Origin of the sequence: Enterobacter cloacae complex sp. 370H10, from assembly GCF_050031535.1 — a bacterium.
GTDB lineage: Bacteria > Pseudomonadota > Gammaproteobacteria > Enterobacterales > Enterobacteriaceae > Enterobacter > Enterobacter intestinihominis.
Map to the genome: position 1 here is coordinate 963,575 of NZ_JBLGWG010000001.1, position 22,983 is coordinate 986,557.

The 22,983-nt window shown below is 55.6% G+C and carries 20 protein-coding genes; 13 read left to right on the forward strand and 7 right to left on the reverse strand.

Going from position 1 to position 22,983, the window contains the following annotated elements:
- Positions 1–17: 17 nt before the first annotated feature.
- Complete coding sequence (locus tag ACQG2Q_RS04550) at positions 18–1,802, reverse strand: diguanylate cyclase (RefSeq protein ID WP_048966040.1); 1,785 nt, start codon at positions 1,800–1,802, stop codon at positions 18–20.
- Between the two features lie 114 nt (positions 1,803–1,916).
- Positions 1,917–3,026: an AI-2E family transporter gene (locus ACQG2Q_RS04555; protein WP_022647190.1), complete on the reverse strand. Its 1,110-nt coding sequence runs from the start codon at positions 3,024–3,026 to the stop codon at positions 1,917–1,919.
- Positions 3,027–3,184: 158 nt separating this feature from the next.
- Here ACQG2Q_RS04555 and mmuP point away from each other — a divergent pair, with 158 nt between their 5' ends.
- The 6 genes from mmuP (at position 3,185) to tauD (ending at position 9,139) form a co-directional block, all read left to right on the forward strand.
- A complete protein-coding gene (mmuP, locus tag ACQG2Q_RS04560; RefSeq protein WP_063850155.1) occupies positions 3,185–4,585 on the forward strand; it encodes an S-methylmethionine permease in 1,401 nt (466 codons plus the stop codon).
- Positions 4,572–5,504, forward strand: coding sequence for a homocysteine S-methyltransferase (mmuM, locus tag ACQG2Q_RS04565; RefSeq protein WP_096216791.1), 933 nt, complete (start codon positions 4,572–4,574; stop codon positions 5,502–5,504). The genes mmuP and mmuM overlap by 14 nt, the downstream gene beginning before the upstream one ends.
- Before the next feature lie 222 nt (positions 5,505–5,726).
- Positions 5,727–6,689 carry a taurine ABC transporter substrate-binding protein gene (gene tauA / locus ACQG2Q_RS04570; protein ID WP_063850157.1) on the forward strand — a complete coding sequence of 321 codons (963 nt, stop codon included), beginning with the start codon at positions 5,727–5,729 and terminating at the stop codon, positions 6,687–6,689.
- A gap of 10 nt (positions 6,690–6,699) precedes the next feature.
- A complete protein-coding gene (gene tauB / locus ACQG2Q_RS04575; RefSeq protein WP_096216792.1) occupies positions 6,700–7,467 on the forward strand; it encodes a taurine ABC transporter ATP-binding subunit in 768 nt (255 codons plus the stop codon).
- Entirely contained in the window at positions 7,464–8,291 is an 828-nt protein-coding gene (gene tauC, locus ACQG2Q_RS04580; protein WP_046620593.1) for a taurine ABC transporter permease TauC, read from the forward strand. Before tauB ends, tauC begins: the two co-directional genes overlap by 4 nt.
- Positions 8,288–9,139 (forward strand): taurine dioxygenase, encoded by an 852-nt coding sequence (tauD, locus tag ACQG2Q_RS04585; protein ID WP_022647196.1) that lies wholly within the window; start codon positions 8,288–8,290, stop codon positions 9,137–9,139. Before tauC ends, tauD begins: the two co-directional genes overlap by 4 nt.
- 69 nt (positions 9,140–9,208) lie before the next feature.
- Here tauD and ACQG2Q_RS04590 read toward each other — a convergent pair whose 3' ends face one another.
- Complete coding sequence (locus tag ACQG2Q_RS04590) at positions 9,209–10,933, reverse strand: lysophospholipid acyltransferase family protein (RefSeq protein WP_032624780.1); 1,725 nt, start codon at positions 10,931–10,933, stop codon at positions 9,209–9,211.
- Positions 10,934–11,058: 125 nt separating this feature from the next.
- A complete protein-coding gene (hemB, locus tag ACQG2Q_RS04595; RefSeq protein WP_063850160.1) occupies positions 11,059–12,033 on the reverse strand; it encodes a porphobilinogen synthase in 975 nt (324 codons plus the stop codon).
- A 452-nt stretch (positions 12,034–12,485) separates the two neighbouring features.
- Here hemB and ACQG2Q_RS04600 point away from each other — a divergent pair, with 452 nt between their 5' ends.
- On the forward strand, positions 12,486–15,260 hold the full coding sequence (locus ACQG2Q_RS04600; RefSeq protein WP_023305556.1) for an autotransporter outer membrane beta-barrel domain-containing protein: 2,775 nt from the start codon (positions 12,486–12,488) through the stop codon (positions 15,258–15,260).
- Positions 15,261–15,348: 88 nt separating this feature from the next.
- Entirely contained in the window at positions 15,349–15,975 is a 627-nt protein-coding gene (locus tag ACQG2Q_RS04605) for a helix-turn-helix domain-containing protein (RefSeq protein WP_022647199.1), read from the forward strand.
- 2 nt (positions 15,976–15,977) lie between these two features.
- On the opposite strand, the gene ampH is transcribed toward ACQG2Q_RS04605, so the two are convergent.
- The gene (ampH, locus tag ACQG2Q_RS04610) at positions 15,978–17,138 is read right to left on the reverse strand and encodes a D-alanyl-D-alanine-carboxypeptidase/endopeptidase AmpH (RefSeq protein WP_426759071.1); all 1,161 of its coding nucleotides are present in this window, start codon (positions 17,136–17,138) and stop codon (positions 15,978–15,980) included.
- Between the two features lie 204 nt (positions 17,139–17,342).
- On the opposite strand from ampH, the gene ACQG2Q_RS04615 reads away from it, so the two are divergent.
- The 3 genes from ACQG2Q_RS04615 to ACQG2Q_RS04625 all read left to right on the forward strand — a co-directional run bounded on the left by ACQG2Q_RS04615 (position 17,343) and on the right by ACQG2Q_RS04625 (position 20,321).
- On the forward strand, positions 17,343–17,876 hold the full coding sequence (locus ACQG2Q_RS04615) for an isochorismatase family protein (protein ID WP_023305557.1): 534 nt from the start codon (positions 17,343–17,345) through the stop codon (positions 17,874–17,876).
- 114 nt (positions 17,877–17,990) lie between these two features.
- Entirely contained in the window at positions 17,991–19,211 is a 1,221-nt protein-coding gene (sbmA, locus tag ACQG2Q_RS04620; protein ID WP_022647202.1) for a peptide antibiotic transporter SbmA, read from the forward strand.
- Positions 19,212–19,223: 12 nt separating this feature from the next.
- Complete coding sequence (locus tag ACQG2Q_RS04625) at positions 19,224–20,321, forward strand: DUF1615 domain-containing protein (protein WP_063850164.1); 1,098 nt, start codon at positions 19,224–19,226, stop codon at positions 20,319–20,321.
- Here the strand turns inward: ACQG2Q_RS04625 and ACQG2Q_RS04630 are convergent, their stop codons facing one another.
- On the reverse strand, positions 20,322–20,624 hold the full coding sequence (locus tag ACQG2Q_RS04630) for a DUF2755 family protein (protein WP_003859159.1): 303 nt from the start codon (positions 20,622–20,624) through the stop codon (positions 20,322–20,324).
- Positions 20,625–20,871: 247 nt separating this feature from the next.
- On the opposite strand from ACQG2Q_RS04630, the gene ACQG2Q_RS04635 reads away from it, so the two are divergent.
- A complete protein-coding gene (locus ACQG2Q_RS04635) occupies positions 20,872–21,090 on the forward strand; it encodes a DUF2754 domain-containing protein (protein ID WP_022647204.1) in 219 nt (72 codons plus the stop codon).
- 3 nt (positions 21,091–21,093) lie between these two features.
- Here the strand turns inward: ACQG2Q_RS04635 and ddlA are convergent, their stop codons facing one another.
- Positions 21,094–22,191 (reverse strand): D-alanine--D-alanine ligase, encoded by a 1,098-nt coding sequence (ddlA, locus tag ACQG2Q_RS04640; RefSeq protein WP_045308918.1) that lies wholly within the window; start codon positions 22,189–22,191, stop codon positions 21,094–21,096.
- Positions 22,192–22,294: 103 nt separating this feature from the next.
- Here ddlA and ACQG2Q_RS04645 point away from each other — a divergent pair, with 103 nt between their 5' ends.
- Positions 22,295–22,978 carry an extensin family protein gene (locus ACQG2Q_RS04645; protein WP_045308917.1) on the forward strand — a complete coding sequence of 228 codons (684 nt, stop codon included), beginning with the start codon at positions 22,295–22,297 and terminating at the stop codon, positions 22,976–22,978.
- The last annotated feature ends 5 nt before the right edge of the window (positions 22,979–22,983 follow it).

Consider the following 22,983-nt stretch of genomic DNA (forward strand, 5'->3'; position numbering starts at 1 on the left):
AGGCTCGAATAACCCCTTTAGCCCGCCTCCAGCATCCCAAAGCTGACAATCCGCGAGCGGCCCAGCTCTTTCGCCCGGTACAACGCGACGTCCGCCGCGCGCAGCAGATTATCGCTCTGCGCGTGCTGCGGATAGCTGGCGATCCCGATCGACACATCCACCGGGCCAATCTCCGAAAGCCCGTAGCGCAGCGAAAGCGCATGCACGCCGTTGTAGATCTCCGTTGCAGCGGCGTGCGCTGCTTCCTCATCTGCACCGGTAAGAAGCACCAAAAACTCTTCACCCCCATAGCGGAAGGCCAGCCCGCTATCATGTACCGCCCGTTGAATAATGGCTGCCACGCTTTTGATCACCAGATCGCCAGCCTCATGACCAAAGCGGTCATTAATGCTCTTGAAGTGATCGATATCGATCATCAGGCAGCTTACCGGCTCTTCGTTACGCACGGCCTGCTTCATTTGAGTACGTAACGTATCTTCCAGATGGTGGCGGTTACGCAGCCCCGTCAAGGGATCGAACAGGGCTTTTTCCAGCAGCGCATCGCGCAGCCGCTGGTTGGCCAGCGCCAGTCCCAGCGCCTCGGCCATCAGTTCCAGATAGGCGCGGGACGGCGCGGTTTCAGGCGTGATGTTCTGGAATGAGAGCAATCCAATCGCCTCGCCCTGAGCAATCAGGGGAACGCACAGCGATTGCTGCGCCTGTGATTCGGGCAGATGATAACAGCCGATATCCGGCTCGCCATTCACTGGCGGATGGCTTTGACCACGCCGGACGGCCCAGCATTCGTCAGGATGGAACGGCTTTTTATCCCCTTCTGGCGATAGCCATTCGGCCGTACAGCGCATCTGCCACGGCTCGCGTTCCAGAATATACAGACGCCCTGAAACCCCCGGCGCAATATTGGGTGCAAACAGCTCCGCCACATTCATCACGTCGGCAAAGTTTTCACAGCCCTGCAACCGCTGGGTCATTCGCGCCAGCAGTTCGCGGATGGCCCAGTCAGCATCGCGCTCTTTTTCCAGCCGCTGCCTTGCCAGCCCGTTCTCACGGAAGATGCGGATGGCCTGCGCCATATCACCGATTTCATCAACCTGGGTAAAGTTCGGCGTTTCGACGGCGTAATCCTGCGATGCAAGACGATGAACAACATCACTCAGACGCACCACCGGACGGAGTACGCGGCGCTTGAGGATGAAAACCATCACAAACAGGAAGAGCAGGGCGGTCAGGCCGACCATCACCTCAGAGGCCGTTCGAAGCGTTTTGGACGTTTTGGTTGCGGCCTGCACGTCGGCAATAATGCGCTTGTCCAGCAGCATGCGAAAGCGTTCGATAGTGTTGTGTGCCCGTTCGAGTTCCAGCTCATAGCTCTTACCAAACAGCAGCGAAACGGCCTGCTGTTCCTCGCCACGGGCGATGCCGTCAATGGCTGCCTGCTGTTCATCCTGGAGATCGTCTACAATTTTCAGTCCGTCGTACAGCAGCGCCAGCTCTTCGCCCGATGCCCCCGTATTTTTGAGCTGTCGCAGCGTGTGTTCGATATTCTTCAGCTCGGCTTCTTTCGCCTGATATTTCTCAAGCACCTCGGGCTCTTTTTGGATGACGTAAAGCCGCGCCAGATCGGAGAGCATCCAGGTGTCTGTCTCGATCTCCTCCGTCAGCTGATCGAAGACCTGGCGTTGTTTAACGGCTTCACGTTCGATGTTATCGGCGTGGGAAGCCATCAGCATGACGATGCCGGAGGCAATGGTCAGGCACACCGTGACACCATAAGCCCAGTTCGTGATCGTGGCGATTCGCACCTGTTGGATCCTTCTACGACAAATGTGAAAGAGCGTTCATTTCAGATTATAGAAAACCTCTGATTTATCGCGAAAAAAAAGGCGGCACAGGGCCGCCTCACAGAACGCCTTTCTTTATAGATCCGGAGAATTTCTCCCCTCTTCGATAAAGTCTGCGTCCAGCTCCTCGGCGTTGCCTGCGTGGTCGCGGCCGGAGAAGAGGTTCCAGCAGGCGATAAACAGAGCGGCAATCAGCGGCCCAATCACAAAGCCGTTGATGCCGTACAGCTCCATACCGCCGAGCGTGGTAATCAGTATCAGGTAGTCCGGCATTTTGGTGTCTTTGCCCACCAGCAGCGGACGCAACAGGTTGTCCACCAGCCCGACGATAATGACGAAGAAGCCCACAATGAACAGACCCTGCCACAGCTGGTGAGTGGCAAACAGGAAGATGGCGGCGGGAACCCAGACGATGGCCGACCCAACGGCAGGCACCAGGGAGAGAAATGCCATCAGTGCGCCCCACAATACGCTGCCGTCAATACCGACAATAGCAAAGGCGATACCACCGAGCGTGCCCTGAACCACCGCCACGACCGCCGTGCCTTTTACCGTGGCGCGCGACACGCCGACAAACTTAGCGAACAGGTGCTGTTTGACGAAGTCAGACAGCGGCAGCGAGTCGAGGATCTGGCGCACCAGATACGGCCCGTCTTTCAGCAAGAAAAACAGCAGATACAGCATAATGCCAAAGCTGATGGCAAAGCCGAACGTCCCTTTCCCAATCAGGAACGCGCTGCCCGCCAGATACTGCCCGCCCTGTAACGCGACATCGGAGAGTTTTTTCTGGATCTGCGCGGCGTTGGTCAGGTTGTGATCCGCCAGGAAGCCGCTGGCCCAGTCCGGCAGGCGGTTGAAAATACCGGCGATCACTTCCGGGAACTGCGTGTTGTTCTGTTGCAGCCTGGTGTAAACCATGTTCAGTTCCACCGCGAGCGAGGAAAGGATCACCATCAACGGAATAAACACGATCAGGCAGATAATGCCGAGTGTGAGGAGTGAAGCCAGCCCGTTGCGATCGCCCAGCGCGGTACGCAGTTTGTTTTTCACCGGGTTGAAAATGATGGTCAGGATCGCGGCCCACAGAATCGCCGAGAAATAGGGAGACAGCACGTCAAAGAAGGCCCAGGTTACAAGGGCCAGGATGAGAATAAAGAAACCTTTGGTCAGTCCGTTAAATCGCATAGTGAGTCCTGGTGAAGAAGAAACTGTGTCGACTATAGAACTGATTTAAGGATTTACCAATAATTGCGCTGAAGTCGCGCCGGGTGGCTTTTTGTTAACAATCGCGGTATAACACTCCTTCTTTGGATGTTTAGATGTCCATACGTTTAGAAGGTAACATGCAAACACAACAAGAAAACGGGCAACTTAAGCGCACCATGAAAACCCGCCACCTGATTATGCTCTCGCTGGGTGGCGTTATCGGCACAGGGTTATTCTTCAATACCGGATATATCATCTCGACAACCGGCGCGGCGGGCACGCTGCTGGCATATCTTATCGGTGCGCTGGTGGTCTGGCTGGTCATGCAATGTCTGGGCGAACTTTCCGTGGCGATGCCGGAAACCGGCGCGTTTCACGTCTATGCCGCCCGCTATCTCGGCCCGGCGACGGGGTATACCGTGGCGTGGCTCTACTGGCTTACGTGGACAGTGGCGCTGGGATCGAGCTTTACCGCGGCCGGGTTCTGCATGCAGTACTGGTTCCCACAGGTTCCCGTCTGGACGTGGTGCGTTGTCTTTTGCGCTGTGATTTTTGGTCTTAACGTGATTTCCACGCGCTTTTTCGCGGAAGGGGAATTCTGGTTCTCGCTGGTCAAGGTTATCACCATCGTCGCCTTTATTATTCTCGGCGGCGCGGCCATCTTTGGCTTTATCCCGATGGCGGACGGCTCTGCCGCGCCGGGACTAAGCAACATTACCGCCGAAGGCTGGTTCCCGCACGGTGGCCTGCCGATCCTGATGACCATGGTGGCGGTCAACTTTGCCTTCTCAGGAACGGAGCTTATCGGCATCGCGGCAGGGGAAACGGAAAACCCACACAAGGTTATTCCGGTTGCTATTCGCACCACCATCGCCCGGCTCATCATCTTCTTTATTGGCACCGTGTTTGTGCTGGCGGCGTTGATCCCGATGCAGCAGGCTGGCGTGGAGAAAAGTCCGTTCGTGCTGGTGTTTGAAAAGGTCGGCATTCCGTATGCGGCGGATATCTTTAACTTCGTGATCCTGACGGCGATCCTCTCGGCGGCGAACTCGGGTCTGTACGCCTCTGGCCGTATGCTTTGGTCTCTGTCTAACGAGAAAACGCTGCCGCGCTGCTTTGTCCGCGTCAACAAAAACGGCGTGCCGCTGACGGCGCTTTCTGTTTCCATGCTGGGCGGCGTGCTGGCGTTGTTCTCCAGCGTGGTCGCGCCGGATACGGTGTTTGTGGCCCTGTCAGCCATTTCCGGTTTTGCGGTGGTGGCGGTGTGGATTAGCATTTGCGCGTCGCACTTCGTGTTTCGTCGCCGTCACGTGCAGTCCGGCCAGCCGCTATCCGCGTTGCAGTATCGCGCGCCATGGTATCCGCTGGTGCCCGTGCTTGGCTTTATCCTCTGTCTGGTGGCCTGCGTCGGCCTGTGGTTTGACCCAAGCCAGCGTATTGCCCTTTATTGCGGGCTTCCGTTTGTCGCCCTGTGTTATGGTGCGTACTACCTGACCCGAAATCTGACCACGCAGGAACCTGAACATGTCGCAGAATAATCCGCTTACCGCCCTCCTTGAAAAACAGCCGTTTGTCGTGCTGGATGGGGCGATGGCAACGGAGCTGGAAGCGCGCGGTTGTAACCTTGCCGACAGTCTCTGGTCGGCCAAAGTGCTGATGGAAAATCCGGAGCTGATCCGCGACGTACACCTCGACTACTACCGCGCGGGGGCACAGGTGGCGATCACCGCCAGCTATCAGGCGACACCCGCAGGCTTTGCCGCTCGCGGGCTGGACGAGTCGCAATCCCGGACGCTGATCGGCAAAAGCGTAGAGCTGGCACGCAAAGCGCGCGAAGCGTACCTGGCTGAGAACGCAAATGCAGGCACTTTGCTGGTGGCGGGATCTGTGGGCCCTTACGGCGCGTATCTGGCCGATGGTTCCGAGTATCGCGGCGATTATGTGCGTAGCGCTGAAGAATTTACCGCCTTCCACCGCCCGCGTGTAGAGGCGCTGTTGGATGCGGGCGCGGACCTCCTGGCCTGTGAAACGCTGCCTTCGTTCACTGAGATTAAGGCGCTGGCGGCGTTGCTGACGGCGTTTCCGCGCGCCCGGGCATGGTTCTCATTTACCCTGCGTGACAGTGAGCACCTGAGCGACGGAACGCCGCTGCGGGATGTTGTTTCTGCGCTGGAAAGCTACCCGCAGGTTGTCGCGCTGGGGATTAACTGTATCGCGCTGGAAAACACCACTGCGGCGCTGACGCATCTGCACAGCCTGACGTCGCTGCCCCTGGTGGTCTATCCGAACTCCGGCGAGCATTACGATGCGGTGAGTAAAACCTGGCATCACCGCGGTGAAACGTGCGAGACGCTGGCGGGGTATTTACCGCAGTGGCTGGAAGCAGGTGCGAAGCTGATTGGCGGCTGCTGTCGGACCACGCCGCAGGATATTGCTGCGCTGACGGTTCAGCGCTGAGGCCTTTGCCGGGTGGCGGCTGCGCCTTACCCGGCCTACAAATTGCACGAACCGTAGGCCGGGTAAGCGCAGCGCCACCCTGCGAAACAACCGCACAAAATTCACTATCCTTTCCCGCTTTTTTTCTAAAAACGAATCGTCATTAGCGATTCTTTTTTATTCCTTTATCAAAAATCCCATGCCGGAAATACTGCCCTTATAACAACAAGGGGAGCAGACGGTATGGCAATTTCATCGCGAATCACGTTACTTGGTGCACTGGCGCTGTGGGTATTTCAGGCGCAGGCGGTGGACGTCACCGTGGCGTATCAGACTTCTGCGGAACCGGCGAAAGTCGCGCAGGCGGATAACACCTTCGCCAAAGCGAGCGGGGCGAACGTCGACTGGCGCAAGTTCGACAGCGGCGCGGCAATTGTGCGGGCGTTAGCCTCGGGCGACGTGCAGATTGGCAACCTGGGTTCCAGCCCGCTGGCGGTGGCCGCCAGCCAGCAGGTGCCGATTGAAGTCTTCCTGCTGGCATCGCAGCTCGGAAATTCCGAAGCGCTGGTGGTGAAGAAAAGCATCACGAAACCCGAAGATTTGATTGGCAAACGCATCGCGGTGCCGTTTATCTCCACCACGCATTACAGCCTGCTGGCAGCGCTGAAACACTGGGGCATTAAGCCGGGCCAGGTGCAGATCATCAACCTGCAACCTCCAGCGATTATTGCCGCCTGGCAGCGTGGCGACATTGACGGAGCATACGTCTGGGCGCCCGCCGTCAACGAGCTGGAAAAAGACGGCACCGTGCTGACCGACTCCGAAAAAGTGGGGAAATGGGGGGCGCCAACACTTGATGTCTGGGTCGTTCGTAAGGACTTTGCCGAAAAACACCCTGAAGTGGTGAAAGCCTTCGCCAAAAGCGCCATCGAGGCCCAGCAGCCTTACATCAGCAACCCGGATGAATGGCTGAAACAGCCCGCCAACCTGGAGAAGCTCTCACGTCTGAGCGGTGTGCCGGAAGCTGACGTGCCGGGGCTGGTGAAAGGCAACACCTATCTGACACCTGCGCAGCAGGTCCAGCAGCTGAACGGGCCGGTGAGCAAAGCGATTGTCGACACTGCGACGTTCCTGAAAGAGCAGGGCAAAGTGCCTGCGGTGGCAGCGGATTACAGCCGGTTCGTGACCGACCGCTTTGTGAAATAAGGGGGCTGCGATGCTGAACATTACAAACCTGTCTGCCGATTACGGCGGCAAACCCGCCCTGAAAGAGATCAACCTGACGCTGGACAGCGGTGAACTGCTGGTCGTACTGGGGCCGTCCGGCTGCGGGAAAACGACGCTGCTGAACCTGATCGCCGGGTTTGTACCGTATCAGCACGGCACGATCCAACTCGAAGGAAAACGGGTAACGGGGCCGGGCGCAGAGCGCGGCGTGGTCTTCCAGAACGAAGGGCTACTTCCGTGGCGAAACGTGCAGGAAAACGTTGCGTTTGGTCTGCAACTGGCCGGCGTAGCGCATGAACAGCGTCTGAATACGGCGCGCGACATGTTGAAAAAGGTCGGGCTGGAGGGGGCTGAAAAACGCTTTATCTGGCAGCTTTCAGGCGGGCAGCGTCAGCGCGTCGGGATTGCCCGTGCGCTGGCGGCTAACCCTCAGCTGCTGTTGCTGGACGAACCTTTCGGGGCGCTGGATGCCTTTACCCGTGAGCAGATGCAAACCCTGCTGCTGCGCCTGTGGCACGAAACCGGCAAGCAGGTGCTGTTAATCACCCACGATATCGAAGAGGCCGTGTTTATGGCGACGGAGCTGGTGCTGCTCTCACCGGGACCGGGACGCGTGCTGGAGCGTCTGCCGCTTGAGTTTGCCCGGCGCTATGTGGCGGGAGAGCCAGTACGCAGCATTAAATCAGACCCGCTATTTATCGAAAAACGGGAATACATCCTGAGCCGTGTGTTTGAACAGCGGGAGGCGTTCTCATGAGCATTGTCTTCAGTGAAAAAACGCGGCGGACGCGCCGTGCCTTACGCTGGCCGTTCTCTCGCCAGCTCACCTTAAGCGTCAGCACGCTGGTGGTGTTGCTGGCGGTATGGTGGGCGGTTGCCGCGCAGCAGTGGATCAGCCCGCTGTTTCTGCCCCCGCCAGGCCAGGTTCTGGAAAAACTGATCGCCATCGCCGGACCGCAGGGCTTTATGGATGCCACCCTCTGGCAGCATTTAGGCGCCAGTCTGACGCGTATTCTGGTGGCGCTGCTGGCGGCGGTCATTATTGGCGTTCCGGTGGGGATTGCGATGGGACTGAGCCCGACGGTGCGCGGCATTCTCGACCCGCTGATAGAGCTTTACCGTCCCGTACCGCCGCTGGCTTATCTGCCCCTGATGGTGATCTGGTTTGGCATCGGCGAGACGTCAAAGATCTTACTGATATATCTGGCTATTTTTGCGCCGGTAGCAATGTCGGCTCTGGCTGGCGTAAAGAGTGCGCAGCAGGTACGCATACGTGCGGCGCAGTCGCTCGGCGCCAGCCGCGCGCAGGTACTGCTGTTCGTCATTTTACCAGGTGCGCTGCCGGAGATATTGACCGGGTTGCGCATCGGCCTTGGGGTGGGCTGGTCAACGCTGGTGGCGGCAGAGCTGATTGCCGCCACGCGCGGCCTTGGGTTTATGGTGCAGTCGGCGGGAGAGTTCCTGGCGACTGACGTGGTACTGGCAGGGATCGGGGTCATCGCCGCGATCGCCTTTGGATTAGAACTGGGACTGCGCACGCTACAGCGTCGCCTGACGCCCTGGCATGGAGAAATACAATGAGTGAACGTCTGACGATTATCCCGTTGGGGCCGTACATTGGCGCGCAGGTGTCGGGCCTGGACGTAACCCGTCCGCTGAGCGATAACCAGTTTGAGCAGCTGTACCACGCGGTGCTGCGCCATCAGGTGGTGTTCCTGCGCGATCAGGCCATCACCCCGCAACAGCAGCGCGCGCTGGCCCTGCGTTTTGGCGACTTGCATATCCACCCGGTCTACCCGCATGCGGAAGGGGTGGAGGAAATTATCGTGCTGGACACTCATAACGATAACCCGCCCGATAATGACAACTGGCATACGGATGTTACCTTTATCGACACACCGCCAGCCGGGGCGATTCTGGCAGCAAAACTACTGCCAGAGACCGGCGGCGATACGCTGTGGGCGAGCGGCATTGCGGCGTTTGAGGCGCTCTCCGCGCCGTTCCAGACCTTGCTAAGTGGCCTGCGGGCGGAGCATGATTTTAAAAAATCGTTCCAGGAGTATAAGTACCGTAAAACGGAAGAGGAGCACCAGCGCTGGCTGGATGCGGTCGCAAAGCATCCGCCGCTGTTGCACCCAGTGGTGCGTACCCATCCGGTGACCGGCAAGCAGGCGCTGTTTGTGAATGAAGGGTTTACCTCGCGCATTGTGGACGTAACGGAAAAAGAGAGCGAGGCGCTGCTCAGCTTCCTGTTTGCGCATATCACGAAGCCGGAGTTTCAGGTGCGCTGGCGCTGGCAGGAGAACGATCTGGCGATCTGGGATAACCGCGTCACGCAGCATTACGCCAATGCGGATTACCTGCCGCAGCGAAGGATTATGCAGCGGGCGACGATTTTGGGGGATAAGCCGTTCTACCGTGCGGTTTGAGCCCCTCACCCTAACCCTCTCCCCAAAGGGGCGAGGGGACTGACCGGTGCGGTTTTCACCCTCTCCCTTTTAGGGAGAGGGCAGGGGTGAGGGTATTAAGTGCGCCTCTATATACCGCTGATAGCGGTTCGCCTTCAGATAACACAGATCCACCAGCACCAGCCCGTCGATACAGTTATTGAACGCCGGATCGCTGCCGAAATCGATAAACTGCACGCCGCCTGGCTCGCATAGCTCGGAATATTGTTTATAAAGCGGCGGAATACCGCAGCCCAGATTGCCGAGCAGGGATTTGAGCTTTGTCAGGTCATCCACGTAATCCACCCCGCTAAATTGCGCCAGCACGTCCGGGAGTGACGCCGGGTAGGGTTGACGCGAGGCGGCTAACGGGTGGCTGGCCGGAAACCAGAGACGATAAAACGCGACCAGCAGATCCCGGGCGGCAGGCGGTAAGCCGCCGGAGATGGACACCGGACCAAACAGGTAACGGTAATGTGGATAGCGCGCCAGATAGGCGCCAATGCCTGACCACAGGTAGTCCAGACCGCGACGTCCCCAGTAGCGCGGCTGTATAAAGCTGCGCCCCAGCTCAATGCCGTGCTCCAGTATGTCCTGCATTTTTTCGTCGTAGTGGAACAGGCTGTAACTGTACAATCCCTCGACGCCGCACTTTTCAACCTGCATGGCCGTTGGCATAAAGCGGTACGCGCCGACAATCTCGAGGTCATCATCATCCCACAGAATAAGGTGCAGATAGTCATCATCGTAGCTGTCGGTATCCCGGCGCTTTCCGCTGCCTTCCTCCACGGCGCGAAAGGCAATCTCGCGCAGTCGCCCCAGCTCGCGCAGCAGAGGCGCCTCTTCCTGCCCGTTGCGCTGCCACAAATAGATGGTTTTACCATCGCTGGTTTTGCCCAGACATTCGGCCTGCGCCAGCTCCCGCTTCAGCGTGGCCCTGTCTTCCGGGCGGGCAATGGCGCACTGGGTTTTAAAGACGCCAGGCAATCCCTTGCCAAGTCGTATCACGTGCTGACGGCACTGCTCGGCCATCTCACGCGATGAAAGGGTAGAGCTAAACCGATCATTCCAGGCAATCTGCTGGCCGATTTTAATCGGCAGCTGGCTGTGACGGCGGCGAAACATCTGTTGCATCAGCAGCAGCAGGGATACCGTCGGCGATACCAGGGTGCTGGCATAAAACAGCAGGCTGTTGTGGGCCTGAATATGTACCGGTAGCAGCGGTACCCGTAGTTTGCTGGCCAGCTTGATAAAGCCCGGATGCCACTTTTTATCGCGGATGCCTTTACGCGTTGGGCGGGAGACTTCGCCCGCCGGGAAGAAGATCAGCACGCCGGCGTTTTGCAGGTGCTGCTCCATCTGCACCAGAGATGCTTTTGCGGTTCTGCCGCCCATATTGTCCACGGGGATAAACAACGAGCTGAGGGGCTCAAGGTGAGACAGCATCCGGTTGGTGACAACCTTGACGTCCCGGCGCACGCGCGAAACGGCGTACAGTAGCGCCAGCCCATCCAGGGTGCCCGTCGGGTGGTTCGCTATCACAATGAGTGGGCCGTGTTCGGGGATTTGTTCGAGGTCTCGGGCGGAAATGGTGCAGAGAATATCAAGGTGTTCCAGAACCTGCTCTACCATATCCAGCCCTTTCAGGTGACGGTGGCTGGCGGCAAACTGCTGAAATTCGTCTTCGTGGAGCAGTCTTTTTAACAGACTTTTTTGCCAGGGTGCGGGCCTCGCCTGAGGCCAAAGGTCATCAAGAACGCTGTCGAGACTAAACATTGATCACTCCTCCTGCCGTCTTGCCCAGACAGTAGAAGGAGGAGATGTCGGTTGTATTGCAGTTTAGTGAAGATTCGCGCAGAGAGTAGGCCGGGTATGGCGAAGCCACCCGGCGCTAAAGCGGATTAACGCAGAATTTTCTTCTCAGCCAGATCCAGCGCGAAGTAGCTGAAGATCAGATCCGCGCCCGCGCGTTTGAGCGCCCCCAGGCTTTCGAGGATCACCTTCTCTTCGTCGATGGCACCCGCCTGCGCGGCGAATTTGATCATCGCGTACTCGCCGCTCACCTGGTATGCGCCCAGAGGCAGTTCGGTGCGTTCGCGAATGTCGCGCAGGATATCCAGATACGCGCCGGCCGGTTTCACCATCAGACAGTCTGCGCCCTGTGCTTCATCGAGCAGAGATTCACGAATCGCTTCGCGGCGGTTCAGCGGGTTCATCTGATAGGTTTTACGATCGCCCTTCAGCGCCGTACCTGCTGCTTCACGGAACGGGCCGTAGAAGGAGGAGGCGAATTTGGTGGAGTAGGACATGATGGCGGTGTCGGTAAAGCCTGCCGCATCCAGCGCATGACGAATAGCCTGAACCTGACCATCCATTGCCGCAGAAGGTGCAATGAAATCCGCACCCGCGGCGGCGGCAACCACCGCCTGCTTGCCCAGATTCAGCAGGGTCGCATCGTTGTCCACTCCGTGATCGCACAGCACACCGCAGTGGCCATGAGAGGTGTATTCGCAGAAGCAGGTATCGGACATGACGATCATCTCCGGCACACTCTCTTTGCAGATGCGCGACATGCGTGCCACGAGACCGTCTTCTTTCCATGCATCACTGCCGGTTGCGTCAGTGTGGTGGGAGATACCGAACGTCATCACCGAGCGGATGCCCGCATTCGCAATGCGTTCGATCTCGCGGGCCAGATGCTTTTCAGGAATGCGCATCACGCCCGGCATCGCGTCGATGGCTTTGTAGTCATCGATCTCTTCTTCAACAAAAATCGGCAACACCAGATCGTTTAAGGTCAGTGTTGTCTCTTCAAACATGGCGCGCAGTGCGGGTGACTTGCGCAGGCGACGGGGACGAGCAATTAAATCGGTCATGGTATGCCTGATGTTTGTGGAACAAAGAGGCTTAGTGTACCTGAAAGCGGAGAGTGGTGTTTTACTAAAGTTGTCTTTTAGATTTTCGAAATCGATTAATATACGCTACATGTTTTTTGTATATATTATAAATCTTATTATGGTGTCCAGAGTGGTATGTGATATTGGTGAGGCTTCTATATTGGTTTGGGATTATAAATATAAATGATTTATTGCTTTTTATTATATGTGTCGAAGCAACTAAAGTAGTTTGCAATCAGTTGAATTTATAATATTTATTCATAATGATTGATATTGTCCTGGGTTTATAAGCTTATTTGTCTGAATACGGACTTAATGGAATCATTCATTGAACCTTTTCGAAGTGAAACTGCATAATTCCTTCCGCAATTAAACGTTGCCAAATGATTTGATGGACAAACTTGCTTACGTCCCTGAGGAGGGATGACCCAATGCAAACATGGAAAAAGAAACTGGTTGTATCACAACTTGCATTAGCCTGCACACTGGCTATCGCTTCTCAGGCCAATGCGAAAGATATATCCGGCACGACATATAATACTTTTGGATATGACAATACTGCGTCCACGCCCTGGTATTATGGTTATGCTGACTGGGATTATTCAGATGCCACACATGATGGTGACATTTATCCAGTCATCAATAAATCAACCGTAAACGGAGTTATTTCGACATACTATCTGGATGATGGTGTCAATGGCCGTGCGAACGCGTTGAGTATTTCTAACAGCACCATTAACGGCATGATCACGTCAGAATGTATGACCACGACGTGTGCAGAAGGCGTGGATACTGACGGCACTACGCATACCCAGTACGATCGTTTTAGCCTGACTGTTGATAACTCCACCATCAACGATACCTACGAGCATTATGCGTATGATGTCGTTAATGGCGATACCACTGAAACGCATTATCTGGACACCTATGGTCTGGGTAACGCCATCACCCTGGATGTTGAGTCTGATATCGTTATTCAGAACAATTCCCACATCGCGGGCATCACGCTGACGCAGGGTTATCAGGAGCTTGATAACACGCCATACGACGGTGTTGAAGGCGTTGCTAACAGCAGCAATATCTTTACCGATACGCTGGTGGTGAAAGACTCTGTGCTGACCTCTGGCGCATACAGCGATCTGGGTACCAGCGGCTTCTACGGTCAAACGGCGAAGCCAAGCGACTACGGTGAAACCAACGCCACGGCTGCGGATGATGCGGCGCTGATCGTTGCTGCCAGTGCGTCTGATAACGCCATGCAGACCACCGCTACCTTCGATCACTCTACCGTTACGGGTGACATTCTTTTCTCCAGCACCTTTGATAACAACTTCTACGAGAATGGCGATCCGGCAACGGATACCACAGAAGATGGCGTCTATAACCCAACCACCAACGGCTGGGATGGTACCGATAAACTGGATGTCACGCTGACCAACGGCAGTAAGTGGGTGGGTGCAGCGCAGTCCAGCGTTGAAGCTATCGGCACTGCGCAGATGTATGGCCAGGGCTACAGCAACGTAGACTGGCACGCATTGTCCCCGAATAGCATCTGGCCTGATTCTACCTTTGACAGCAACGGTCACGTTGCCGGTGAAGAGGTGTATCAGAGCGGCCTGTTCAACGTGGCGCTGGATAACGGTTCCGAGTGGGATACCCGCAAGATCTCCAACATCGATGCACTGACGGTGAACAACCAGTCTCAGGTCAATGTTGAAAACTCCGGCCTGCTGGCAGATTCCATCACCCTGACCAATGCTTCAACCTTGAATATTGGCGACAGCGGTGCCGTGGCAACCGACAGCCTGTATCTGGATAGCTACAGCCGTGCGGCACTGACTGAAGAGACGGCAGAACTGTATGCCAACACCATTACTGTAGACAACGGTGCAGAGCTGGCGCTGGGTCTGGGTCAGGTTGATACGCACAATATGGTGCTGACCGATGGCGGTGTGCTCAACGTTGCCAGCCGCGATTATGTGCTGAACAGCGACCTGAACAACGCACGCTATATCACCAACGATAGCCATAAAGCGGACTACGACTATGGTGTTGTCGCGCTGAACTCTGACGGCCATCTGGCGGTGAACGGTGACGTTGCCGGTAACTATAAAGTGCGCATCGACGATGCGACCGGTGCAGGCTCCGTAGCTGACTACAAAAACAAAGAGATCATTCGCGTCTATGACAATAACGCGGATACCGCTGCCAGCTTTACTGCGGCAAACAAAGCTGATTTAGGTGCATACACCTATCAGGCGCAGCAGAAGGGTGACACCGTTGTTCTCCAGCAGGAAGAGCTGACTGACTACGCCAACATGGCGCTGAGCATTCCTTCTGCTAATACCAACATCTGGAATCTGCAACAGGATACCGTGGGTACCCGTCTGACCAACAGCCGTCATGGCCTGGCAGATAACGGCGGCGCATGGGTGAGCTATTTTGGCGGCAACTTTGACGCGGATAATGGCACCGTTAGCTACGATCAGGACGTAAGCGGCATTATGGTGGGTCTGGATACTCAGATCGACGGTAATAACGCGAAGTGGATTGTCGGTGGTGCGGCTGGTTTCGCGAAGGGTGATATCAGCGATCGTACTGGTCAGGTCGATCAGGACAGCCAGACTGCGATGATCTACGCGTCGGCGAAGTTCATGAACGACATCTTCCTCGACAGCTCCATGAGCTACACCCGCTTCAACAACGACCTCTCTGCTACCATGAGCAACGGTCAGTATGTTGACGGTAATACCACGACTGACGCCGTTGGTTTCGGGATGAAACTGGGCTATGACTGGAAACCAAACCTGTCTGGCTACGTCACGCCTTACGCGGCGATCTCTGGCCTGTTCCAGTCCGGTGATGACTATCAGTTAAGCAACGACATGCGTATCGATGGCCAGTCTTACGACAGTATGCGTTATGAGCTCGGCGTGGATGCAGGTTATACCTTCAACTACGGTGGCGAGCAGGCATTAACCCCTTACTTCAAGCTGGCTTACGTGTATGACGATGCCGACAACAATGCTGATATCAACAATGACAGCATTGACAACGGCGTGGAAGGCTCTGCGGTTCGCGTGGGACTGGGCACTCAGTTCAGCTTCACGAAAAACTTCAGTGCTTACACTGATGCGACTTATCTGGGCGGCGGCGACGTTGACCAGAACTGGGGAGCAAACCTGGGTGTGAAATATACCTGGTAAGAAAAAAACGCGGGGGATTTTGCCCCCGCTTTTTTATGTGCTTTAAAAATAATAAAGAACCGACATATACAGATGACTTGAGGTATGCATGAACGTTAATGCGAAACCACTTTCTGAATTAAGCCGGCTCATAAAGTGTCTGGAAGTCGCCGGTACCCCATTTAAAACGGAACCACAACAATTTATAACTACCGGCAATAATGATGATGAACCATTGACATTTGTAATACAATCCGGCCTGACAGTCGTTCACCGTAAATCAGATGAATTACTCGTGGGTATTGCACGGGCACCCTATATTCATGGATTAAGTGCATGGATTAATGACAGCTATCTTGAATATTCTCTGATGGCACAAACACCTTGTACCGGATTTTATTTGCCAGCCTCTACTGCATGCGAAATTATTCAAGAAGCGCAACTCTGGCAAGAAGCATTCTGCTGGCTTTCATGGCTAAATCATTTACTGGGAAAACGTGATATCCAGCTGGTCGGAAATAATTCGTATAGCCAAATTCGGGCGATGCTAATCAATATGGCCGAGTGGGATGACACGCTACGCTCAAAAATTGGTGTGATGAATCATATTCAGCGTAGCACGCGTATATCACGTTCGGTGGTTGCGGAGGTTCTGGCGGCGCTGCGTCAGGGGAACTACATCAATATGAGCCGGGGCAAACTGATCAGTATCAACCGTTTGCCCACGGACTATTAAGCTCAGTTAGCGGCCGTAAGTACCTGCGCTTTATTGGCGCTCAGCCCGGCTACAAGGTTATTTACGCCATCACTCATATTCACGAAGCGGGTGTTCGGTGACCGGGTGACCACCACAAAAGCGCCCACGTTTGATTGCGGAATCATCGCCATGTAGGTGATGAATCCGCCACCCCCACCGGTTTTTTGAATAATACCCGGGCGACCATCTTTTGGCGCCATATATACCCAGCCCATGCCGAGGGCATCGGCTTTACCGGGAACATCCATACCAATGACGCGACGTAACTGAGCACGCTGGTAGATGAGCGTCTGCATTCGGTCGGCCTGATTACTGCGCGCGTAAAAATCCGATGAGAGGAACTGTTGCATCCAGCGCATCATGTCGCCAGGCGTAGAGTAAACCCCACCGCTGCCAATGGCTGCCAGCGTGTTATTACACGGGCTGGCCCCTTTTTCCGCCACCATCAGACGCTTGCACTGGTCCGGGGAGGGGGTGTAAGTAGTATCTTTCATCCCGAGCGGACGCGTGATTTGCTCTTCAAACAGTTGAGGGTAAGGCTTACCTGAAGCCGTTGCTAACGCGTCGGCCAGCAGATCAAACGCCAGGTTAGAATAGCCAGCCTGAGAACCCGGGGCCGATTTCAGCGTTGCGGTGCTCAGGTAGTTCCAGCGTTGTTCGCGAGTTGGCCAGACAAAGACAGGGCGATGCGCAGCGCCACCGGGCTGTTCTCGCGGCAGGGCGCTGGTATGGGTCGCCAGGTTCACCAGCCTGATCGGCGTTCCCTGATATGTCGGAACGCGAGCGCCGGGTGGCGCATATTTGCTGAGCGGATCGTCGAGTTTTACCACGCCCTGATCGAGCAATTTCACCAGCATTTCGCTGGTCATCAGCTTGGTTATCGACGCGACACGGATAACGGAATCCAGCTGCGGGCGAACGTTATTTCCCGGTCGTGTCTCACCGAAGCTGCGAAACACCCGCTGGTTACCGTCGATCACGACCAGCGCCATTCCCGTCGCACCACTGCCGTAATAAATAAGGTTCGCATAGCGATCGGCAATGTCAGAGGCCAGAACCGGTGCCGTCAGAGGCTGTGCTGCCTGGGCGGTGGACAGGCTCACCGCACACAGCGCGGCGAAAGAGAGCAGACAACGTTTCAACGAAAAGCATCCATCCAGTGAATAAGGAGAGTTACGGGTAGTTATACTACTAATCGGCGTTGGGCAATCGTCCGATTTGCATAACGATAGCGAGAAAAACGTAACCGTGGGTAAATTTGCACAATTTACTTACGGCCAGACTCCCATTTTGTGACATCGGGCTTATGATAGTCACCAGTTACATTCATTATTGCGGAGAACGGTATGTCTGAAAAGCGTGTGGTTTTGGTGGTTGATATGCAGAATGGGGTGTTTAAGACGCCGCGCCATCAGAGTGAGAAATGTGTCTCACTGATCAATCAGCTTACCCAGGCTGCTGAGGCCGTTATTTTCATACAGCATACTGAAGCTGGCGGGCTAGAGGAGGGGAGCGAAGGGTTTGCATTGCTGCCCGATCTCAACCAGCCGGCAGGGGCGTTTTACGTCACGAAGACCGCTTGCGATGCCTTCTATAACACTTCGCTCGAGGCACTGTTGCGCGAACAGGAGATCGATGAATTTATTATCTGCGGCTGCGCGACGGATTATTGTGTCGATGCCACCTTTAAAAACGGTGTCAGCCGGGGCTACCACATCACGGTTGCGGAGGATGCCCACACCACGGCCAATCGTCCAGCGGCCGATGCCCAGGTTCTGATCGCGCACTATAACGATGTCTGGCGTAACTTCATCGCCCCTGCCAACCCGCCTTCGGTGAAACGCACCGAAACAATTCTTGAAAACTGGAAAGCGAACTAATAATTCACCCGCAGGTCTGACTTTTTTGCCTGAGCCGGGAGGCTGGCCCAGGCAAGGTTTCGTGTGGCGATATGTTAAACACAGCAACAGCCATAACAACAAGAAGGAAGCACAATGTTTAAGTCTTTTTTCCCAAAGCCGGGGCCCTTTTTCCTGTCGGCATTTATTTGGGCACTGCTGGCTGTCATTTTCTGGCAGGCCGGTGGCGGCGCGTGGCTGACCCGTCTTACGGGGGCAACGGGCGACATTCCCATTAGCGCTGCGCGCTTCTGGTCCATGAGCTATCTGCTTTTCTACGCCTATTACATGCTCTGCGTGGGGCTTTTTGCCATGTTCTGGTTTATCTATTCGCCTCACCGCTGGCAATACTGGTCGATTCTCGGCACGTCGTTAATCATCTTTGTCACCTGGTTCCTGGTGGAAGTGGGCGTGGCGGTCAACGCCTGGTATGCGCCGTTTTACGATCTGATCCAGACGGCGCTGAGTTCGCCGCATAAAGTGACCATTAACCAGTTCTACCATGAGGTGGGGATCTTCCTCGGCATCGCCCTCATCGCCGTGGTGATCGGCGTGATGAATAACTTTTTCGTCAGTCACTATGTGTTCCGCTGGCGTACCGCGATGAACGAACACTATATGGCGCACTGGCAGCACCTGCGTCATATCGAAGGTGCCGCACAGCGTGTGCAGGAAGACACCATGCGTTTTGCCTCTACACTGGAAGATATGGGCGTGAGCTTTATTAATGCCATCATGACGCTGATCGCCTTCCTGCCGGTGCTGGTGACACTCTCATCCCACGTTCCGGAACTGCCGATTGTCGGCCATCTGCCGTACGGCCTGGTCATTGCCGCGATTGTCTGGTCGCTGATGGGAACGGGACTGCTGGCAGTGGTGGGGATCAAGCTGCCGGGGCTGGAATTTAAAAACCAGCGCGTGGAAGCGGCCTACCGTAAAGAGCTGGTGTATGGTGAAGACGATCCCAACCGTGCGTCACCGCCTACCGTGCGTGAGCTGTTTGGCGCCGTACGTCGTAATTACTTCCGCCTCTATTTCCATTACATGTATTTCAATATCGCGCGCATCCTTTATCTTCAGGTTGATAACGTTTTCGGGTTGTTCCTGCTGTTCCCGTCCATCGTTGCGGGTACGATTACACTCGGTCTGATGACCCAGATCACCAACGTTTTTGGTCAGGTTCGCGGTTCGTTCCAGTACCTGATTAGCTCCTGGACTACGCTGGTGGAGCTGATGTCCATCTACAAACGTTTACGCAGTTTCGAGCGTGAGCTGGACGATAAGGATTTGCAGGAAGTCACCCATACATTAGGTTAAAAAGGAATTGCTATGCCATTTGCCGTACCACGTGCATTACCGCTGACGTTACTCGCCGCCGTCGTGCTGGCGGGCTGTGCCGAGAAAGGGGCTACCCCGCTCAAAGAAGGGGAGAAGCCCGTTGATGTGGCGAGCGTGGTGCGGCAAAAAATGCCCGCCAGCGTAAAGGATCGCAGTGAGTGGACTGATGCGCTGGCAACGACCTTCAAAAGTCAGAAGATCGCGCCTACCGAGGAGAACATCTGCTCGGTGCTGGCGGTGGCGCAGCAGGAATCGATGTATCAGTCAGATCCTGTTGTGCCTGGCCTGAACAAAATCGCCTGGAAGGAGATCGACCGCCGGGCCGAATCGATGCATATCCCGGTTTTCCTGGTACATACCGCCCTTAAAATCACCTCGCCAAACGGTAAAAGCTACAGCGAACGGCTGGATACGGTGAAAACCGAGAGGCAGCTCAGCGCCATTTTCGATGATTTCATCAATATGGTGCCGATGGGGCAGAAGCTGTTTGGCTCGCTGAATCCGGTACATACCGGCGGTCCGATGCAGGTAAGCATCGCATTTGCGGAAAAGCATACCGACGGCTATCCGTGGGATATCGACGGTACGGTGCGTCAGGAAGTCTTCTCCCTGCGCGGTGGGCTGTGGTTTGGGACGTATCACCTGCTGAATTATCCGGCCAGCTACGATAAACCGCTGTATCGCTTTGCCGACTTTAATGCGGGCTGGTATGCCAGCCGAAATGCAGCCTTCCAGAATGCGGTAATCCGAGCCAGCGGTGTGAAGCTCGCTTTGGATGGCGATCTCATTGCTTACGGCAGCAGCGAGGCAGGGTCCACCGAACGGGCAGTGCGAAAACTTTCGACGAAGCTGGAGATGAGCAACAGTGACATTCGCCGACAGCTGGAGAAGGGTGACAGCCTGGCGTTTGAGAAAACGGATCTGTATAAGCAGGTTTTCGCGCTTGCAGAGAAGAAAAGTGGAAAGGCACTACCCAGAGCCATTCTGCCAGGCATTCAGCTTGAAAGCCCGAAGATCACGCGTAACCTGACGACCGCATGGTTCGCAAAACGCGTGGACGATCGTCGGGCTCGCTGTATGGGACTGTAATCAGTGGCGGTTGCGCCAGCGCAGCACGAGCGCAATCACGCCCAGAACCATGCTGCCCGCGAGGAAGGGAATGAGCCCGAATACGGTGCTCACGCCTAAACCGATTTCAACGCGCGGGCGGCCGGTATCCTGCACCTGCATCAGATGCTCATACACGCCAGGGGCATGCACCAGCATATTCAGCAGTTGGGTTCCTGCCCAGAAACAAAACAGAACAAACAGGGCATAGGCAATATTCCCCGCCGTGGAGGTTTTTGGTTGTTTTCCGCCAAAAATCGGTTTCGACAATGTAAAGTCTGCCATAAGACCTCCCGAAAATATCACTCTGTTTTAATACGCGTCGTACAGGGTGAGTGTGACAGGTCATAGCATTTGTCAATATCAGAATCGTGGGAAATTCGGCTCAGGATTTCTCCTGGATTGTCGATTTCTGCATCACGTCACAAATTGATAACATAAGTGAAACTACGCTGCTTTTCAGAATTTACGTATCCGCCACAGACGGCTTTATCAAACTGTGAGAGGATAGTTTTTTTCTGCCGGAGTTGTCATGAAGCTCACTTCCAAACTACGCCGTGACTGGCATTACTACGCCTTTGCGATCGGGCTGATCTTTATACTCAACGGTGTTGTCGGGCTGCTGGGATTTGAAGCGAAGGGCTGGCAAACCTATGCGGTTGGGCTGGTGACCTGGGTAATCAGTTTCTGGCTGGCGGGATTCATTATCCGCCGTCGTCCCGATGAGACGACGGCAGAGAAAGCCGACTAACCGTCAGTTAACAGAGCTTTTCAGGGCGCTGTCAGCGGCGTGACGCTCCAGCGCCAGTTCAATCAGGCGGGTGATCAGTTCTGGATAGCTTATTCCGCTGGCCTGCCACAATTTCGGGTACATGCTGATATTGGTAAAGCCCGGCAGGGTGTTGATTTCGTTAATCACCACCTCGTTATCCGCCGTCAGAAACACATCGACGCGCGCCATCCCACTGCATCCCAGCGCCTGATAGGCTTCAACGGCGATCGCCCGGATCTTGTCGTTAACGTCAGGATCGAGCGCGGCGGGAACCACAACCTGGGCACCTTTGTCGTCAATATATTTGGTGTCGTAGGAGTAGAAGTCGCTATTCAGCACCACTTCACCACAGGTACTCGCCTGCGGGAAGTCGTTACCCAGTACGGCGCACTCAATTTCGCGCCCGTTAATTCCCTGCTCAACCACCACCTTGTGGTCAAACTCAAAGGCCAGACGAACGGCATCGTTAAACTGTGCTTCGCTGGTGACTTTGCTGACGCCGACGGACGAGCCCTGATTCGCCGGTTTCACGAACAGCGGCAGGCCGAGTTGCGCCTGGATCTGCGCGAAGCTGTGTTTATCGCGGTTGGCGCGAGTGAGCGTGACGAACGGTGCAATATTCAGACCGGCGTCGCGCAGCAGACGTTTAGTGACGTCTTTATCCATGCAGGCGGCAGAACCCAGCACATCGGAGCCGACAAACGGCAGGTTCGCCATTCGCAACATGCCTTGCAGGGAGCCGTCTTCGCCCAGCGTGCCATGAACGATAGGGAACACCACGTCAATCTGTGCCAGCACCTGCGCGTTCCCGGCATCGATAAGCTGTCCCTGTGCCACGCCTGGAACCGTTGCGACGCTGATATCAGAAGGATTAAGGGCGATGCGCGCCGGATCATCAGCGTGTAACAGATACTGGCTGGCATCGTTAACATGCCACTGGCCCTGTTTATCAATGCCCAGCAGCACCACGTCAAAACGGCTTTTATCAATCGCATCAACGATATTTTTAGCCGATTGCAATGACACCTCGTGCTCTGATGATTTTCCCCCAAAGACAATACCTACGCGCTGCTTTGCCATCTCACTCTCTTCCAGTCTGACGAAAAGCCAATAACATACCACGATGCCCGGCGGGTTTCGCGGCCTTCTGCCATAATGTTTGAGGGATGTTGAAGGGGGGCGCGTGAAAGGAAAAGGTCTGCTTATTCTTATTGTTATTGCCGGGATCGCCACGGTGGGCTACTGCTGGTTGCCGCCGCATTACAACCCTTTCGTGCCGCTTACGCTTGACGATCCGCCTGGAAAAATAACCCAGTTTAAACTCCGGCGCTTAACGCCGCAGGCGTGCGCAAACCTGTTAGCGCAGGCGAATCAACGCCAGCTTATCCGTACCCAGGCGGTCGCTGACAGCGCCGGTGAGTGTCCGCTGAGTAACGTGGTGCGCGTGCGCGATTTTGGCCCGGTCAGCCTGAACGGCAGCTTCCTTGCCAGTTGCCCGCTGGCGTTAAGCTCGGCGCTGTTTGTCAGCCAGCAGGCCCGGCCGCTCACCAAAACCTGGACCGGCAGCGAGCTTACGCGTATTGAACATCTGGGCAGCTTCGCCTGCCGCAATATCTACAGCCGCCCGGATGCGCGGCGCAGCGAACATGCCACGGCGGATGCGCTGGATATCAGCGCTTTCAGGCTGGCAAACGGACAGCGTGTTACCGTCCTCAACGGCTGGAAAGCGGAAAAGACGCAGCCCTGGCTACAGGCGCTGCTGTCGGCAAGCTGCGGCTATTACGGTAACGGTCTGGGGCCGGACTACAATGCCGCCCATGCCAACCATTTCCATCTGGGAATGCGCGGCTATGGCTTATGTCGATGAAGCAT